General features: G+C 64.1%; 9 protein-coding genes. 2 read left to right on the plus strand and 7 right to left on the minus strand.

The window, feature by feature from the left end:
• Positions 1 to 77: 77 nt before the first annotated feature.
• The 7 genes from JIN81_RS07680 to JIN81_RS07710 form a co-directional block, all read right to left on the minus strand.
• A complete protein-coding gene (locus tag JIN81_RS07680) occupies positions 78 to 887 on the minus strand; it encodes an SUMF1/EgtB/PvdO family nonheme iron enzyme (RefSeq protein ID WP_200278271.1) in 810 nt (269 codons plus the stop codon).
• A 648-nt stretch (positions 888 to 1,535) separates the two neighbouring features.
• Positions 1,536 to 4,223 carry an AAA family ATPase gene (locus JIN81_RS07685; protein WP_200278273.1) on the minus strand — a complete coding sequence of 896 codons (2,688 nt, stop codon included), beginning with the start codon at positions 4,221 to 4,223 and terminating at the stop codon, positions 1,536 to 1,538.
• Positions 4,224 to 4,226: 3 nt separating this feature from the next.
• Complete coding sequence (locus JIN81_RS07690; protein ID WP_200278275.1) at positions 4,227 to 5,390, minus strand: metallophosphoesterase family protein; 1,164 nt, start codon at positions 5,388 to 5,390, stop codon at positions 4,227 to 4,229.
• Positions 5,391 to 5,438: 48 nt separating this feature from the next.
• Positions 5,439 to 5,642: a hypothetical protein gene (locus JIN81_RS07695; protein ID WP_200278278.1), complete on the minus strand. Its 204-nt coding sequence runs from the start codon at positions 5,640 to 5,642 to the stop codon at positions 5,439 to 5,441.
• 141 nt (positions 5,643 to 5,783) lie between these two features.
• Entirely contained in the window at positions 5,784 to 6,950 is a 1,167-nt protein-coding gene (locus JIN81_RS07700) for a sensor histidine kinase (RefSeq protein WP_200278280.1), read from the minus strand.
• A 130-nt stretch (positions 6,951 to 7,080) separates the two neighbouring features.
• The gene (locus JIN81_RS07705) at positions 7,081 to 11,844 is read right to left on the minus strand and encodes a sialate O-acetylesterase (protein ID WP_200278283.1); all 4,764 of its coding nucleotides are present in this window, start codon (positions 11,842 to 11,844) and stop codon (positions 7,081 to 7,083) included.
• Positions 11,845 to 12,021: 177 nt separating this feature from the next.
• Positions 12,022 to 13,056, minus strand: a complete 1,035-nt coding sequence (locus tag JIN81_RS07710) for a substrate-binding domain-containing protein (RefSeq protein ID WP_200278285.1) — start codon at positions 13,054 to 13,056, stop codon at positions 12,022 to 12,024.
• A 445-nt stretch (positions 13,057 to 13,501) separates the two neighbouring features.
• Here JIN81_RS07710 and JIN81_RS07715 point away from each other — a divergent pair, with 445 nt between their 5' ends.
• Both JIN81_RS07715 and JIN81_RS07720 read left to right on the plus strand, forming a co-directional pair.
• The gene (locus JIN81_RS07715; protein ID WP_234044567.1) at positions 13,502 to 16,246 is read left to right on the plus strand and encodes a sodium:solute symporter family protein; all 2,745 of its coding nucleotides are present in this window, start codon (positions 13,502 to 13,504) and stop codon (positions 16,244 to 16,246) included.
• Positions 16,243 to 17,430: an AGE family epimerase/isomerase gene (locus JIN81_RS07720; RefSeq protein ID WP_234044568.1), complete on the plus strand. Its 1,188-nt coding sequence runs from the start codon at positions 16,243 to 16,245 to the stop codon at positions 17,428 to 17,430. The genes JIN81_RS07715 and JIN81_RS07720 overlap by 4 nt, the downstream gene beginning before the upstream one ends.
• Positions 17,431 to 17,445: the final 15 nt, after the last annotated feature.

The following is a 17,445-nucleotide window of genomic DNA, read 5'->3' on the forward strand; positions in this document are numbered from 1 at the left end:
GGTCATTTTTAAGCCTGAACTTGGCTCCGTTTCTCCTACCAAGGCCGCTGAGCAAGGCAGGTGCTTGGTTCAAGAGGCTACTTCTTCTCCCCGACGCGGACGAGGCGGAAGCCGATGTCGGGGAGGCGGACGTTTGGGGTGGCGCCATCGCGGCGGAAGACTTCGGATTCGTCGGCCTCGTACTCGAAGCCGCCCCCGCGGGTGACCTTCATCTGGGTCGAGAAGGGCTTGGTGAGGGTCCCTTGCACGGGGTTGGTGCGTTCGACGGTCGGGTAGGGCTTGGTGACGATGTCATCGTGGCAGTACTCCCACAGGTTGCCGGTCATGTCGTAGAGGCCGAGCTCGTTGGGCTTCTTCTTGCCGCAGGGATGGGGGCGCTTGCCGCTGTTGCCGGCATACCAGGCGACTTCGTCGATCACGTTTGATCCGCTGAAGCGATAGCTTTTGGATTTCTGACCGCCCTTGGCGGCGTATTCCCACTCGGCTTCGGTGGGCAGGCGGAAGGTCTTACCGGTGACGGCATTGAGCCGATCGAGGAACAGTTGGATGTTCCACCAACTGACGTTGTTGACCGGGTGGTCGGGGGCGGGGAAATAGCTGACATTCCAGCCCATGAGTTCTTCGAAGAGCGCCTGGCTGACCTCGTGCTTGCCGATGTGGAAGCCACTCAGGGTGACGGTGTGCGCGGGCTTCTCGTGGCTGGAGGCGCTTTCGAGATCGGTCCCCATGGTGAAGCTGCCGCCTTCGACCCAGACCATGTCATTCATCAGGCGCTCGATGGTGGCGGGGGAGAGGGTGGGCTTCCTTTCCTCCGCGACGGCGGCGGGCTTCTTCTCCTCTGCGACGACGATGGTGGTGAGGATGAGGAGGGGCAGGAGGTGGTTCACGAGTTCGGGGGAAGTTTGCTGGTTTTCAGTGGGGAGGCCCGCTTTGCGGGAGTGGAAAGTAGAAAGTGAAAAGTGAAAAGTGGGGAGTCTGTGGGTGTCCGGTCTTCTGTGGCGACGGGGAGCGGTGAGGGAGAATTTGGCATTTGAGCTCGGGTGTTCCGCCTTATGCCTCAGGTGGGTTTGCTGGGTTTGGGTGGTCGCTTTGCGGGAGTGGAAAGTAGAAAGTGAAAAGTGAAAAGTGGGGAGTCTGTGGGTGTCCGATCTTCTGTGGCGACGCGGAGCGGTGAGGGGGATTTTGGCATTTGAGCTCGGGTGTTCCGCCTTTGCCTCAGGTGGGTTTGCTGGGTTTGGGTGGTCGCTTTGCAGGAGTGGAAAGTAAAAAGTGAGAAGTGGGGAGTTTGTGGGTGTCCGGTCTTCTGTGGCGACGCGGAGCGGTGAGGGGGATTTTGGCATTTGAGCTCGGGTGTTCCGCCTTATGCCTCAGCTGGGTTTGTTGGGTTTGGGTGGTCGCTTTGCAGGAGTGGAAAGTAGAAAGTAAAAAGTGAAAAGTGGGGAGTTTGCGGGTGTCCGGTCTTCTGTGGCGACGGGGAGCGGTGAGGGGGATTTTGGCATTGGTAATTTGGCATTCGGCCTTCGAAAAGTCGGCACTCAGCCTTGGGTAAGCTGGATTTCGCTGGCGCCGAGGCTGCTGTAGTCGGCGGGGGTGCAGGTGAGGACGATGACCTGAAGGCCGCGGCTGGCGGCGAGGTCGAGCATGCGCTGGAGCTTGAGGACGCGGTCGGGGTCGCTGTGGGTGAAGGAGTCGTCGAAGACGATGGGGAGGCAGCCATCGTGGTCGGCGGCGAGGAGCTCGGCGACGGCGAGGCGCATGGCGGCGGCGACTTGCTCGCGGGTGCCGCCACTGAGGGTGGTGAAGTCGAACTGGCCGTTGGGTCGGCCGATTTCGAGCTCGCCGAATTTGCCGTCTTCGAGCTTGAGACCGGCGACGGCTTCGCTGCCGAACAGGCACTTCAGGTAGTCGCCGACTTTGGCGGAGAGGGGGGCGGTGAATCGATCGGCCAGTCGTTGGCGTTCTTCGCGGAAGAGCGCGGCGAGGCGTTGGGTGGCTTGGGCACGGCGGGCGGCGGCGCGCTCGTCTTCGGCGGCGGCTTCGAGTTGTTGCCGGGCTTCGGCGAGGTCGCTGTGGGGGTCGCTGGAGCCGTCGCTCTGCAGGGTGGCCCGGGCGGCGGCGAGGGATTCGCGGGCGCTGGCCTGGACGTTGGTCTGCTGGCGGATGGATCGATTCAGCCGGGCTTCGTCGTGCTTGAGTTGCTCGGGTTGGAGGGCTTTGAGCTGGCGGTGGATCTCGTTGAACTGCTCGCGAGCGCGTGTGGCTTTCTGTTGGAGCTCGGCAAGGCGGGCGGTGCGATCAGGGGCGCTGCCGTGCTCTTCGACGAGGGTCTTCTGTTTGACTTCGGCTTCGGCGAGTGAGCGGCGCTCGGCCTTGAGGCGTTCGTCGGTTTCCTGCTGTTCGCTACGCAGGGATTTGAGTCGGTTCTCGAGCCCATGGCGGGTGCCGATGGCGTCTTGTTCGGCGGTGGATGCGGCATCCATCGACTTGCGTGCCTCGGCTTCGAAGGTGGCGATGTCGGCTTCGTGGTCGGGAAGCGGGGTGGCTTCCGATGGGGACTGGAGGCGCTCGAGTTGGGCGTCAATTTCGACCCTTCTTGCGGCGAGTCGTTCGGACTCGTGTTTGGTGTCGGTGGGTTCGAGGCTGGCGTGTTTGGTGGCGAGCGCTTCGATTTCCTTTTCAAGTTTGTCGCGCTTGATGAGGTGCTGGGTAGCTTCTTCGATGGACGGGACGCCGAGGGTGGCAAAGGCCTCGGCGAGGGTTTGTTCCGTGGTCTTGAGGGCTTCCTGAAGTTGCTCGAGGTTCTTTCCTCCGCCGGGGTGGATGTGGACCGTGGTGCCAGCGATTTCGAGGGTGCCGATGGTGCTGATGATGCGTGGGCTTCCTTTTTCGAGTGGGGTGCCATCGAGCTGGGCGGGTCCGGGGCCGTCGAGGAGTTCGACGCCTGTGGCCATGGCATCGAGCGCGGCCTTGGCCTGATCGTATCGGGCGCTGTGCTGGCGGAGTTTTTCGAGTCGCTCGGTGGTGATGGCGGGCAGCTGGGCGAGTTGTTTGCGGAGGTCCTGGAGCTGTGTGTCGAGGGTCGCGGCTTCTTCGAGTCGGCGGGTGGCCTTCTGCTGGGCGGCGATGCATTCGATGCGCTGGCGGTGGGCCTGGGCGATGTCGAGGGCGGTGCGTGCGGTGCGCAGTTTTCGCGAGGCTTCGTCGGCGGCGGTGGCAGCGCTCTGGCGGTCGGCTTCGAGTTTTTGGAGTTGTTCGTTCAGTCGTTGGCTCGCTTCCTCGCGGGGGCCGATGGCTTTCGACTGTTGGGCGATTTCTTCATCGAGCGCGCGGATCCTGAGGTCGGTTTCCTTGAGCACCTTGTGGCTCAGCTCGGAGTCTTCGAGGGCTTTGCGGGCATTCTCGTCCTGTTCTTCGAGGGACGCGGCCTGGGCGAGTTGCTTCTGGTTCTCGGTCAGCTGTTTCTCGAGTTCGGGCAAGGCGGCGGTGGCTTGGGCGAGTCGTTGGCGGGCCGAGTGGTGGTCGGCGGCGGCCTGTTGGAGCTGGTTGGCGCGGGCCTGGGCTTGTTCGAAGCGCTGTCGGGCTTCCTCGTGGGCGCGCTCGGCCTGGGCGAGCGGGGACTGGCTTTTGGCCTTCCCGTTCTGGTTGAAGAGGCTGTCGGCCTTTTCAAGGAATGCGTTGGCGACGCGGCTGTCGCGGTCCGACTGGAGCACGGCGGCGCCGCCTTCCTGCTGCAGGCGTGCGGTCAGTGAGTCCTTCTGATGGGTGGTGGCTTCGGACGGGTCTTCGGCGGAGTCACCCTGACGGATCCAGAGGTGTGCCCACTGGGATTCGGCCTCTTTCTTGGAGGCGGGGCCTTCGTTGCCGAGAAGTTGGGCGAGCTTTTCCTCGGCGTCGTTGCCGGTCCATTGGTTCTGGCGGTCGTCGCGGAGTTCGGCGCGGCCTTTGGTGGTGCCGGCGAAGACTTTGGTGAGGTCGTAGTCTTGTCCATCGGCATGAAAACGGAGTCGCACTTCCGGTGGCTCGCTGCTGTGGCGGGAGCGCATGGAGTCGAGGATCTTGCCGCCCCAGCGGTGGTTGGTGAAGAGGGCGCGGTGAGCGGCTTCGGCGAGGGTGCTCTTGCCGCTTTCGTTGGGGCCACCGATGAGGGTGCGTGCGGGATCGAACTCGATGGTCTGATCGAGGTGGACCCGGTAGTTGCGGACGTGGAGGGAAAGGAGACGCATGGCTCAGGCGAGGGTGGCTTGATAGAGTTCGCGCAGGGCGAGGCGGGCGGCGGCGGCTTCTTCGGAATCTCCGTCGGCCTCCTCCATCAGGCGGGTGGCGACTCGCGAGATGAGCGGGTCTTCCGCGCGGGCGGTGAGTTTCTCGAGTTCTTCGTCGGAGGGGGACTCGGTGACGTGGTTGCTGAGCTTGAGGCGGAGCAGCCGGGCATCCCAGGTCTCCAACAGGTTCTGCAGTTCGAGGCTCTGCTCGAGGCTGAGCTGGCCGCTGAGTTCGAGCCGCAGCAGGGCTTCGTCGGCGCCGGTTCCAACGACTTCCTCGAACTCGCCGCGGAGCCCTGCGAGGTCGGATTCGAGGTCGCAGTGGTAGCGGATGTGGTGCCAGCGGGCGGTGCTGGTCGGCAGGGTGGTGACGGTGGGATCGGTGTTGCGCTCGGTGGTCACGACGAGCACGTGGCCCGGGTCGTTGTCGTCGCCCTTGGGGAAACGGTCGATCTCGGGGGTGCCGGCATACCAGGCTTTGTTAGAGATCTGTTTGGTGCCGTGCCAGTCGCCGAGGGCGAGGTAGTCGAGTTCGTCGATGGGCAGGTGCTCGAGCGACAGCACGTTGGACACTGCGGCGGAGTCTTCATCGCCCGAGGAGGAAAATCCCTGGGTGCTGCCGTGGGCGAGGACGATGCGTGGGCGGTCGTCGGGGAGCTGGTGGTCGTCGAAGGCGGTCCGGATCCAGCGGGTGGGGTCCTCGGTTTCCATGCGCTCCATGAGCGGGGCGGGGAGGATGACGGCCTGGTCGAGGATGAGGGGTTCTGATTTCGTCAGGATGTGGAAGTTGGGAGCGAGGGCTGCGGCTTCCTGCTGCACGAATTCCTGGATCCACGGTCCACCGGGGCCGCCGAAGTCGTGGTTCCCGGGGATGGCGATGACGGGGACCTCGAGCTTGCCGATGGCGCTGAACATGGAGGAAACCGTGGAGCGAGTGGGGCTGGGCGAATCAAACAGGTCGCCGGCGACGAGCACGAGTTGCGCCTGGTGGGTGTCGATGGCGGAGCGGAGTTTCTCGATGGTCTGCAGGCGGTGCTGCTGGAGTCGGACCTTCTTTTCGGGGTCGGTGATGGACCCGAAGGGCTTGCCGATCTGCCAGTCGGCGGTGTGGAGGAATGTCAGGGGCATGGGTGGAGGGACGGATCGAAGGTGAGAGACGGCTCGTTGCCCGGGAGGCTAGAGCAGAATGTCCGGGTTGGGTAGCCGGGAAGGTGGCGGGTTGGTCGTCAGCTCGCCGAGCAGGGGTGGGCTGAGCGGGATTGGCTCGATGGCGGCGCCAGCGGGGCAATCGGCGAGTTCGAAAAACTCGCTCTCGGAGTCGAAGCCGCCGTGGAAGAAGAGGAAGGCCTCAAGCTCGGACATGAAGAGGTCGTCGTGCATGGAGGGCACGATGGTCCCGAGGGTGGGACATGCATGGGGGGATGGGGATGGGGAAGGGCGATGCGGGGGATGCATCGTTTCCTGAATCCCGGTGCCTCGCTGCTGAGGGCCACCGGTCGGCCGGATCCGACCGGGTGGGCTTCAGCTCGTAGGGCTGGCGTTGTCCCCGGTGGGTGGGGGCGAGACGTTTTCCGGGAGGGGGAACTTGAGCGTGAAAAGGGTGCCGCCGTCAGGGTCGGAGGCGGCTTCGATGGTGCCCTGATGGGAAAGCATGATGCGCTGGCAGTAGGCGAGGCCGAGACCGGTGCCGGCTTCATCCTCAATGTTGTTTCCGCGGTACTTGGGCTCGAAGATCCGACCGAGGTCGTCGGGGTCGATGCCGCGACCGTTGTCCTTCACGTGGATGCTGCTTCCCTGGTCGGTGTCGATGCTTTCGATCTCGACGACGGGCAGGTCCTCGGTGCGGTACTTGATGGCGTTCTCGATCAGGTTGGTGAACAGGTGGACGAGCATGGTGCTGCGCCCTTCGATGGTGGGGAGTTCGCCGACCTTGATGACGGCGCCGGAGGCGGCGATGGTCGAGCTGAGTCCGGTTTGGGAACGCTGGACGATCTCGTTCAGGTCGACACGTTCCTTCATCTCGATGCCGTCGAGTTCGTGGCTTTGTTGATTGAGTTCCGACAGCGTGTGCTCGACCTGCTTCAGCGATGAGACGACGACTTCAAGTTGGTCCCGGAGTTGCTCGACGTTGTTTCGCGAGAGCGACTCGAGGGAAACTTCGGCCATCAGCAGGGCGCTGCCGGTGGGGTTGCGCAGGTCGTGGGTCACCATGGAGGTGAAGGTCTGGAGTTCGTCGTTGGCGGCGGCGAGGCGTTGCTCGGCTTCGCGTCTTTTCTCGAGTTCCTCGGTGAGGCGTTCGTTGGCGGCCTTCAGGCCGGGGAGCTTGAGGGCGGAAGGCAGAAGGCCAACCACGGCAAACACCGTAGCCCACGAAACCACGGCGGTGATCAGCTTGACCAGGCCGGACAGGCGATAGACGGGCTCGTAGAAGATGATGGCCTCGATGAGGTGGGTGGTACCGCAGCTCAGGATGAAGGCGGCGAAGAGGAACAGGACGGGGCCGAAACGGAGCTCGCCGCGTTTCTTCCAGCCGTAGGAGACGAGCGCGATGGGGATGGCACCGTAGGCGGCCCAGATGGCGAGGTCGGATCCGATATGGAGCCAGCCATGAAAAGTATCCCAATTCCCACAATTCCAGCGGTCCGGGAAATCGGAGGTATCCAGAAGCTTGCTGAAAAAGTCGCTCATTTGATGGATCGCTTCCTATCCCCTTGATTGTGAGGCGTCGAGTCGGATTGTGTGCCATCAGGTCCATCCAGGGATGGCCGAACTGGGAGGATTCTCCGAGATTCAAGGGGGGCGTATCAGCGGCGGGCTCTCAATCGAGCGCGCGAACGCGGTAGAAGGTCCGGGGATCGGAGCCGTCGGCGAGGATGTCCACTTCGCTCTCCGGGCTGTCGGCGACGACGGTGGTGCCGAGGTCGGTCCAGTCGATGAGGTCCGTGCTTTCTTCGAAGCGGTAGGCACGGCCGGGCACGGACTGCCAAGTGAGGGTGAGGGAGGAGGCGTCGCCATTGATGCGGGTGGCGTGCAGGTAGGAGCCGTTGTCGAGCGGGTCGGTGCCGGCCGTGTTTTCTTCGGCGTTGGTCTTGCCGTCGCCGTCCGGGTCGTCATCGGCATCGGGGACATCGGGGTTGGTGCCCCAGATGATTTCCCAGCTGTCGGACAGCCCGTCGCTATCGCGATCGGTATCCGGATCGAACAACCATGCCTCTTCCAAGCGGGTGAAGGTGATGGTGTTGTAGTTATCCTTTTCGTAGAGCAGGCCGATCGAGTTGTCGGGCAGGATGCAGAGCGATGAGTAGGCGGAAGGGCCGGCGTAGACGAGGCGTGAGACGGGCCAGGTGATGCCGCCGTCGGTGGACAGGCGCAGGGTCATGCCATTGCGTCCGCCGGTGGCGGGGTTGGCGAAGAGGACGTATTCCTTGGGCGCGCCGGAGAAGGTGCTTTTCCACTGGATGACGCTGCCCTGGACCACGGGATCGGGGACGGCCGGGAGCCGGTAGAGGTCATCGACGACGCCGAGCTCGGTGGTGCCCCAGGTTCCGTCCCGCATGGGGGTGGCGCCGCCGGGGGTGTAGTGGGCCCAGGCGCGCAGGCCATTTCCCCCGGACGGGGTGCGGCAGGAAAAGAGGATGCGCCCGTCGTCCAGTTCGCAAAGGGTCATCTCATTGGTCTGGACCGTTGTACTAGGGACGGCGGATCCGAAGGACCAGGTCTTACCTCCATCGGTGCTGAAGATGGAGCACGAGCGGACCTGGTTGATGCCATCGCCGACGAGGTTTCCATCGCGGTACTGCGAGGGGAAGACGAGGGTGCCGTCCCTCATGACCAGACCGTGGCCGGGGCCCTGGAAGATGAGGTTCCAGTTGGGTTCTTCCTTCACATCGACGGTGATGTTGATGGGGGCGGACCAGGTGTCACCGCCATCGGTGCTCTTGGTGAGGACGTACTGGCCGGTCTCGGTGGGGTCGGTGCCGGGGCCGGAACCATTGTAGCCGTTGTTGCCGAATGACCACAGGGCGGCGACCCAGAGAGTATCGGTATTCGGGTCCCAGAGGATGCATGGATCGCCGACGCCGTTCCCCAGTGAGCCGGGCACGCTGGCATCGAAATCGAGGATGATCTTCTGGGGCTCCCAGGTGATGCCTCCGTCGGTGCTGCGGTTGTAGGCGACATCGATGTCGCCGGGCAGGTCGCCGCCGAAGCCGTAGCGGTTGTCGTAGACCGCGTGCAGCACGCCGTCGCCATCGGTGGCGATGCCAGGGATGCGGTAGTTGGCATTCAAGCCATGGGCACCGCGGGTGCGGATGTCGGTGGAATAAGGCGTGAGATCGAGAGTGAGGACTCCGACGGGATCTCCGTCGCCGGGGATGAGGGTGCCGGCGTTTTCCCCGCTGAAGGTGAGGGTATCGATGCGGGCATCGAGCTCGGTGCCGAGGGCGGCCCAGCGTTCGGGCTCGATGGTGATCCAGAAGTGGTGGGTGCCTTCGTCGAGCGGCGCATTCAGGTTGAAGCTCAGGGTGTCGGTGGCCGGCGGCACGGCGGAGTCGAGCACGGGCCCGGAGGCGTCGAAGGACGGGTTGGTGCCGCCATCGATCACGCGGAGTCCGGCGGAGGAATCGAGCGTGCCGGGGGCGAGCGTGAGGGTGATGCTGTCGAGGGTGGTGGTGCCGGTCGTGGGGCCATCGACTTCGATCAACAGGAGCGGATGGGATCCGAAGCGTGGGATGCCGCGCGGGGTCTGCTGCACGCGGACCGCGAAGGGAGGGCCGGTTGGAGTGCCCCAGCGTGTCTGCCATGCGGTCTCGATGGCGGATATTTCCGATGGGTCTAGTACTTTCCGGTAAACGGCGAACTCGGTGATTTCGCAGTCGAGATGGAGGAAGCTGCCGCCGCCATTGGAGGCGATGATGAGTCCTCGCAGGTCGGTGGTATCGGTGTCGGTGGGTGTGGCGATCCGGGTGCCGTTGATCCAGTGGCTCATGACGGAGGATCCCGAGGAGTCGTCGTAGGTGAAGACGTGGCGTTGCCATTGGCCGGTGGCGAGCGGGGCGGTGACTTGCCCGGTTTCGTTCCAGTCTGTGGTGGTGACAGCCATCTGCCACTGGTCGTTGCCGGTGCCTGCGCGGGTGCGACCCGTGCTGGTGGTGCCGTCGAAGAGGTAAGCCTGGGAGCTTTTCATGACGCGGCACATCACGGTGATGCTGCGACCGCTGGAAAGGGTGCCGAACTCGCTGCTCGACGCCCACAGGTCCTTGGTGCCGGAGAAGGTCATGATTTTCCGCGGCTCGCCATTTTCTGTGGTGCCTCTGCGCTGGGATGGACCACCGGCGACGGTGCGGGTGAGGTCTCGCGCGGCGCTGCCGTCGTTCAGGCTGGCCCAGCGTTCGATGACGTCGCCCGAGCCGGCTTGGGTGCCGTGATCGGAGACGTACCAGGCATGGAGGTCCGACCATGCGGGCAGGGATTCGGTGCCGAGTGCTCCGGTGCCGATCATTTCCGCGGCCATGCGCTCGCCGATGAGCAGCTGGCTGTCGGCGGTGTAGTGAAGCCCATCGTGCTGGGTGGTGCCGGCCGACGATGCGTAGCCGATGTCGGGCCGGGTGTTGGCAAGGGTCTGCTGGCGGCTGCGCGTGAGGTTGCGGTTGGTGCTCGAGCCGCCAGCAATCTCGCCTAAGACGCCGTTCAGTGGAGCGCTGGCGCCGAGGTCGGTCTGGAGGTTGTCGAGCAGGTCGTCGAAGCGGCTGTCGGCTTCATCGGCTTCGATGGCGTTGTTGCTTTCGCCTTGAAGGTAGAGGACCCCGGAGATGGTGAAGTCGGTGAACCCGGAGGGGATGGCCGCGGTGGCCGCGGTGACGGTGCTGACCAGGTGATCGTACATGTGGGAGTCGGAGGAGCCCTTGACCCAGAAGCTGTTTCCGCCGCCTCCGCGTGAGGCCTTGACGATGCCGAAGTCACGGTAGCCGGCGTCCCACAGCATCCGGGCAAATCCGATTTCCGGCCCCCAGTGATCGTCGTTGTTGGGGTAGTAGCCGCCTTGCTGGGGTGCGAGGTCGACCCAGACCCCACCTGAGTCACCGAGGGCGTCGCTGCCTGCGGGCGTCCCGTCGGCGCGGTTGTTCCAGAAGAAGGGCACGTTCATGGCGCTCTCGGCCGGGTGGGTGCCGGGGGCATCGCGCCGCATGGTGGCATCGCTGGTCGCCAGGGTGCCGAGGGAGTTTGACTGACCGGTCAGGATGAAGATCCGGAGGGTGCGTCCATTGACCGCGATCCCGACGGTGACGACGGCGGAGCCTCCGTTGCCATCCTCGATGGTGTAGGTGAAGGAATCCGTGCCCGCGAATCCGGGTGCGGGGGCGTAGGTCAGAGTGCCGTCGCCATTGTCGGTGACGCTGCCCCCATTGCTGGTCGACGTGTCGAAGGCGATGAGCGTCGGGGGGTCGCCATCGACGTCGGTGTCATTGTCCAGCAGGTCGTCGATGGAGATGAGCAGGGGAGAAGTGCCATTGAGTTCGAGTTCGTCGGTGCCGCCGAGCGGGGCATCGTTCACGCCCTGAATGGTGACCGTGAGCAGGCCGGTCGAGGCTTCGCCACTGCCATCCGTCACGGTGTAGGCGATGGGTTCATTGGCGGACTGCCCGACACCGAGTGGGGCGTATCCGCCGGCGGGGTCGAAGGTGATCTCTCCGCCCGATTGGGAAACCATGGCGCCTGAATCGAGGACGCGGGCGGGTGAGAAGACGCGATGGGTCACCCGGTGGTAGGCGGCGGCCCCCTGGCCTCCGCTCGAGCCGGTTCCCCATTGGACGCCGGAGAAGCCGTTCGCCTCGCCCGACCAATTGCCGCCGTCCATCCTTGTGCCGTCGACAAGAAACGAGGCGGTGGAGGTGGTGGGGTCGTAGAGAATACTATAGTTGTGGTAGTTGTCGGTTCCGGTTCCCCCGCTGGTCAGGGTGATCGTTCCTCCTCCGCTGCCGACGAGGAGGGCGGTGAGGTCGTCATTGGCATCCAGATCGAGGAAGACGAGGAAGCGGCGGGTTCCATTGCCGAACTGGATGAGCGTGGAAACGCCCGAGTCGTAGTCGTCGACCATGCGGATCTCCGCATCCATGTGCCACCCGTGGCTGGTGGCATCGCTCAGCTCCGTGGGGGTGAGCGGGTGGGTGATCTGTAGGAATTGCCCGCCGCCTCCGGTTTGATCTCGGGCGACCCATGCATCGAGTCCGCTGCCATTGTCGTTGGCGACCCCGGTGCCTGTGAGGTTGCCGGTGCTCGGGTCGCCATCTTCGGTATCGTTCACCGTCCACGAGCCTCCCGCAGGCGTGGCGGGATCAGCGGGTGACCCGGTGGTGCCGGCATCGTAGTGGGCGGTGGTGCGGGTGAGGCCGAGCATTTCCAGCGACCCGCCGGGATCGACGGTGTCGTTGGTGAGGACATTTGTCGTCACCGGGGCGTCGGTGGCGAGGAGGCTGGCGGCATCCGGACTCGCAACTGGACCGGCAGCCGCGGTGGCAAGAAGGACCACGGTGGCAAGCAGGCTGGAGGCGATGGTGCCGGAAGGCTGGGTGAGATTCGTCATCTGGGGAAATCGGGCGGAGTGTGTCGGCTGACACGGCGTGGCGGGTCGGCAGGCGACTCCACGGCATGGGGTTCCCCCTTACCTAGGCGTGGAAACAGCCGTCGGCAGGCAAACAGTCATGGTTGGTAATTCCAACCAGCTGGGTGGGACGGCGGCTAGCCGGCCGGGCCGCGTCCGTCAGCGCGTGCGTACTGGCCCGATGGATTTGCCCTTCCTGAAGTCGGGATTGATCCATGGGTTGCCGCCTGAGCGACCATGACCCTGACAGAGGACCTCGATGCGCCGGACCAAACGGCGGGCGACCATTTCAGGGGAGGTCCAGTAGCCACTGATCTCGGGCAGCAGGTGGTCGAGAAAGGGTTCGTGGCCGAGGCTGAGGAGGCTGACCTCCTCGGGGACGCGCAGGCCCTGGAGGTTGAGCCAGCTCAGGGCGGTGACGGTTTGCCGGGGGCGACTGGCGATCACGGCGGTGGGTGGCTTGTTCGACCGGAACACGCGGTTGAGCACCTTTGCCGTGCCTTCGGCGGTGCCGTCCTCCTCGGCGACCACGACTTCGAAACCCGGCTCTCCGAGCGATGAAATCCCGTGCACGGCGGCCTGGACGCCCATCAGCGCATCAGGGGGTGTGAGCACGGCGACCCGTCGGTGACCGAGGCGCCAGAGCGCGCCAGCACCATGACGTCCGGCGGCGGCCCAATCGATGTCGAGATGGGGTAGGGTGATGCCTTCGTGCGGGTAGCCGCGGATCAAGCAGGGGGTGCCGGTCTGCTCCATGCTGCGCTGGATGGCGGCGGAGGAACGGTGAAGGATCCACGCGTTGCAGGGCTCTTCCTTGAGGAGCTCGCGCAGTCGCTTGCCGGGCCGCGCCGAATGGAACCATGACGGGGAAAAGACGGCGAGCGAGCCACCGAGCGAGGCAAGAGCCATGCGGATCCGGTCGACTTCGAGCAGGGTTGGCTGGGGGAGCAACTCGAGATTCTTCGACGACAGCAGGCCGACGCGGATGGCGTGCGTGGATGGGTCGTAGTCGGTGGCTTGCTGGATGAGCACCTTTCTCCGGGTGCCTTTCGCCGCCGGGGAGATCACTCCTTCTTTCTCAAGCTGCTGAAGGGCCAGTCGCACGGTGTCGCGGCCGACCTGGAGGGTATCGGCAATCCGGCGCTCGCCGGGCAGGTCATTGGACCAATCGCCTTGGGCGATGCGGGATTTCATGACCCGGACGCACTCGCCGACCAAGCTGCTCCGGAGGGGGATCATCGCATCGCTCACAATCCGATTGGATACATGCTCGCTCGGGGCCCGGCAACCATGGAACCAACCAGTTGGCATCCAACCGGTCTGGTGAGCCAACCATGGGAAAACATTACCACCGACCAGTGGCCGAGTGCTACGGCTTGCACAGATCGGCAATGCAAGCGCTCGAAATCCATGGATGGGGACGAGGTGGCGGTGACTCCCATGGAGGCATCCGCTGCTTTCGGCGACGCCATGGCCGGATGATCCGGGCGTGTGGATGGCTGGTTGAAACCAAGGGCGTGTGCTTCCCGTGGAGCAGTGGGGAGGGCGCGTCCTTGGCAGTCGGTGCCGGAATCGGGCAGACTGGATTTCGACCCGATGGGATCGCCGTCGATGTGAGTGCAAAGGCATGATGATGACCATGGACCAGAGAAACAACCTTCCCCGACTCGGTCGGCTAGCCGTTCTGTGGTGGTGCTTGCTTGGCATGACCGTGGCGGTGGCGGGCGATGGGCTTTTCGAGTGGGATCGGCTACCTGCGATGCCCGACAAGCATGGCTTCGCGGGGGTGCATGCGGGAGTGCTCGGTGGGGACGCGGACGACGCCTCGCTGATCGTCGTGGGGGGCGCAAATTTCCCCGATGGCCTGCCGTGGGAAGGTGGTCGGAAGGTGTATCACGATGGCATCCATGTGCTGCCACTTGGGACTCGAGGGAGCTGGCGGAAGTGGTCCGAGCCATGGCCTGAGGCGGTGGGCTACGGGATGTCGGTGAATCTTCCCGATGGCAGCTGCCTTTTCATGGGGGGGAAGCAGGTGGATGCGGCCAGCGGGAAGGAACGTGCTTTGGCTTCCGTGCACGTCGTGCGTGATGTGGATGGCGAGATCGAGTTCACGAAGGGACCGGACCTGCCGGAAGGTCGTACCGATGGTGTGGCTGTCGTGGTGGGGACGAGGGTTTTCGTGTTCGCCGGAGTGGGGAACCCGGGAGGGGATCCCGAGGCGGGTTTCGAGGTGCTTCAGTCGGCCGTGGTGCTCGATACCAGTGTGCCTCAGGATGCGTGGAAGTGGGAAAGCGTGCCGTGGCCCGAGGCCTCGGCCGGAGTGCCTGCCCGCGGCCGGATGCTGCCGGTGGTGGGAGTCCGGGGGGGTGACGTGTTTCTCATCGGCGGCAGGGATTTTGCTGATCCGGCGGTTGTCGATGAGCAGGCCGACGAGCGGATCTTTGATCTGGATTTCCTCGCCGACGGCTACGCCCTCGATACCGACAGGATGAGTTGGCGGCGGATTGCCGACCTGCCCCATGGTTTGTCGGCGGCGCCATCTACGGCGGTTCAAGTAGGTGCCACGCATCTGGCGGTGCTCGGTGGGGTGCCGGTGGACTTTCTGAAGGAGCAGGTGGCTGCGAGACCGGAGATCAATGGTCAGGGTACGGCGCATCCGGGGTTCCCTGCGGATGTGCTCGTTTACGATACCCTCACCGACACCTGGGCGTCGGGCGGCGTGATGGCGAAGCAGGTCGGGCCGGACCATGAAAGCAATCCGGCGGGGAGTCTGTGGGCGCCGGTGACGACCCCGGTGGTCACGTGGAAGGGTCAGGTGATCCTGCCGACCGGTGAGGTGAAGCCGGGCATCCGTTCGCCCCAGGTTCTGATCGGCAAGCCGCTGGCTCAGCCGAAGCATTTCGGGTGGGTCAACTGGACCGTGGTGGCGGTCTATCTCCTCGGCATGGTGGGGGTGGGTTACTGGTTCATGAAGCGGGAGTCGGCCAGCAGCACCGATGCGTATTTCCGGGGCGGCCAGCGGGTTCCGTGGTGGGTGGCGGGACTGTCGATTTTCGCGACGATGCTCAGCGCGCTGACCTTCATGGGCATTCCGGCGCGGGCGTATCAAACCGATGTCACCTGGTACATCGGCCAGCTTCCGATTCTGATCGTCGTGCCGTTGGTGGTGTTCTGCTACCTTCCGTTCTTCCGCAAACTCGACCTGACCAGTGCTTACGAGTACCTTGAAAGGCGGTTCAACGTGGCGACGCGCGTCTTCGCCAGCCTGTCCTTCGTGCTCTTCCACATCGGCCGGATCGCGATCGTGCTCTATCTCCCGGCGCTGGCGCTGGCGGCGGTGTCCGACATCGGTGTGATTCCCTCCATCCTTGTGATCGGCGTGCTGTGTGTGATCTACACCGTGATGGGCGGGATCGAGGCGGTGGTCTGGACGGATGCGATCCAGGCGCTGGTGCTGATGGGCGGGGCCATCCTGTGTTTTGCGCTGGTCGTGATGCGGCTGGATGGAGGGGTCGGTGAGGTCTGGACGATCGCGAACTCCGACAGCAAGTTGTTCGAGAACCTGCAGTGGAAGAACTTCGACATCGCCGATGGTACGACGAGTGCCGTGGTTCTCTTCGTCGCTTTCTTCTTCAATTCGCTGGTGCCTTACACGTCCGGCCAGGATGTGGTGCAGCGCTACGTGACCACCCGCGACCTTGGCGCCGCGAGGAAGTCGCTGTGGACGACAATGTGGATGTCGGTTTTCGGGTCGATGGTGTTCTTCGGGCTCGGGGTGGCCATCTACGCGTTCTACAAGACCCATCCCGCGCAGTTGGATCCGGCGTTGCCGAAGACCGACAGCATCCTGCCGTTCTTCATCATGCAGCAGCTGCCGGTCGGGGTGTCCGGGTTGATTGTGGCGGCGGTGTTCGCGGCTTCGCAGTCGACCATTTCCAGTTCGCTCAACAGCGTGGCGACCGCGTGGATCAAGGACTTCGATGCACGGCTGATCCGGCCGGGGCGAAGCGATGACACCTATCTCCGGGCGGCCAAGTGGGTCGTGTTTCTGATCGGGGTGCTGGGGATTGGAGTGGCGTGCATCATGGCCACCTCCGACATCGAGAGCGCCTTCAAGACCTTCAACAAGTTGATTGGACTGACGGCGGGGGCGCTTGGTGGGTTGTTTGCGCTCGGGGTCTTCACCAAGCGCGCGAATGGGATCGGGGCCATGATCGGGGCGGTGGTCGGCTTCGCGACCGTCCTCGGGCTCTACTTTTCCGGCTCTCCGGTCTCCGGGCTGCTGTATGCCTTCATCGGCTTCGGCTGCTGTTTTGTGGTCGGGTATGGGGTGAGCCTGATGACGGGGGTCGACCGCGGGCGCGGGCTGTCCATGCACGGATGAATGAGCAAGTGATGAGTGGTTACAGTACAGCAGAATTGGACGGACTCCGGGACTTTTACCGGACGTCGTTGTTGGATGACACGCTGCCATTCTGGCTGCCGGATTCCGTGGACCGGGAGTACGGTGGTTACCTTCTCATGAGGGATCGTGACGGCACCCTGCTCGACGACGACAAGTCGGTTTGGTTCCAAGGGCGCTTCGCCTGGATGCTGGCCACGCTCTACAATACGACCGAGCCGCGTGCGGAGTGGTTGGAGGCGGCGAAGTCCGGGGTGGAGTTTCTCAAGAAGCACTGCTTCGACGACGACGGGCGGATGTTCTTCCTCGTCAACCGTCAGGGCGAGCCGCTGAGGAAACGTCGTTACTTCTTCTCCGAAGCTTTTGCGATCCTGGCCTTCGCGGCGACGGCGAAGGCGACGGGAGACGAGGCGCTGGCGCAGGATGCCCGTGATCTTTTCCGCCGCTGCATGGAGTATGTGGACGGCGAGCGCCCGCTGGAGCCGAAGTTCACCGATACCCGTCCGACGATCGGGATCGGGGTGCCGATGATCTTCCTCAATGTCGCCCAGCAACTCTGCGACACCGTGGGGGATGATCATGCCGCCAGCCGGATCGATGGATTCGTCGGGCAGATCCGTGGCTTCGTGAAGGATGACCTGCGATGTGTGTTCGAGCAGTTGTCGCCGGATGGCGGGGTGGTGGATCATTTCTCCGAACGCACGCTGAATCCGGGGCATGCGATCGAAGGTGCGTGGTTCATCCTGCATGAAGCGAAGCGCCGCGGTGGCGATGCGGACCTGGAGGACCTCGGGTGCCGCATGCTGGATTACATGTGGGAGCGCGGTTGGGATCAGGAGCACGGAGGCATCCTCTACTTCCGCGATCCGGACGACAAACCGGTGATGGAATACTGGCAGGACATGAAGTTCTGGTGGCCGCAGTGCGAGGCGATCATCGCGACGCTACTCGCCTACCGGATGACGGGCCGCGAGAAGTATGCCGAGTGGCACCGGATGATTCACGACTATGCCGAGCGTACTTTCCACGATGCCGAGCACGGGGAGTGGTTCGGCTACCTGCATCGGGACGGGCGAATCTCGACCGCGATGAAGGGCAACCACTACAAGGGGCCATTCCACCTGCCGCGGATGCAGTGGTACTGCTGGCAGCTGCTGGAGGAGTGATCGAGTGCCGGGGTG

Origin of the sequence: Haloferula rosea, assembly GCF_016595525.1 — a bacterium.
Lineage (GTDB): Bacteria > Verrucomicrobiota > Verrucomicrobiia > Verrucomicrobiales > Akkermansiaceae > Haloferula > Haloferula rosea.

Coding starts and splice junctions, on each gene's coding strand:
- JIN81_RS07705 (WP_200278283.1), bottom strand. CDS start 11,844: ATGACGAATCTCACCCAGCCTTCCGGCACCATCGCCTCCAGCCTGCTT.
- JIN81_RS07690 (WP_200278275.1), bottom strand. CDS start 5,390: ATGCCCCTGACATTCCTCCACACCGCCGACTGGCAGATCGGCAAGCCC.
- JIN81_RS07720 (WP_234044568.1), top strand. CDS start 16,243: ATGAATGAGCAAGTGATGAGTGGTTACAGTACAGCAGAATTGGACGGA.
- JIN81_RS07710 (WP_200278285.1), bottom strand. CDS start 13,056: ATGAAATCCCGCATCGCCCAAGGCGATTGGTCCAATGACCTGCCCGGC.
- JIN81_RS07685 (WP_200278273.1), bottom strand. CDS start 4,223: ATGCGTCTCCTTTCCCTCCACGTCCGCAACTACCGGGTCCACCTCGAT.
- JIN81_RS07700 (WP_200278280.1), bottom strand. CDS start 6,950: ATGAGCGACTTTTTCAGCAAGCTTCTGGATACCTCCGATTTCCCGGAC.
- JIN81_RS07695 (WP_200278278.1), bottom strand. CDS start 5,642: ATGCACGACGACCTCTTCATGTCCGAGCTTGAGGCCTTCCTCTTCTTC.
- JIN81_RS07715 (WP_234044567.1), top strand. CDS start 13,502: ATGGACCAGAGAAACAACCTTCCCCGACTCGGTCGGCTAGCCGTTCTG.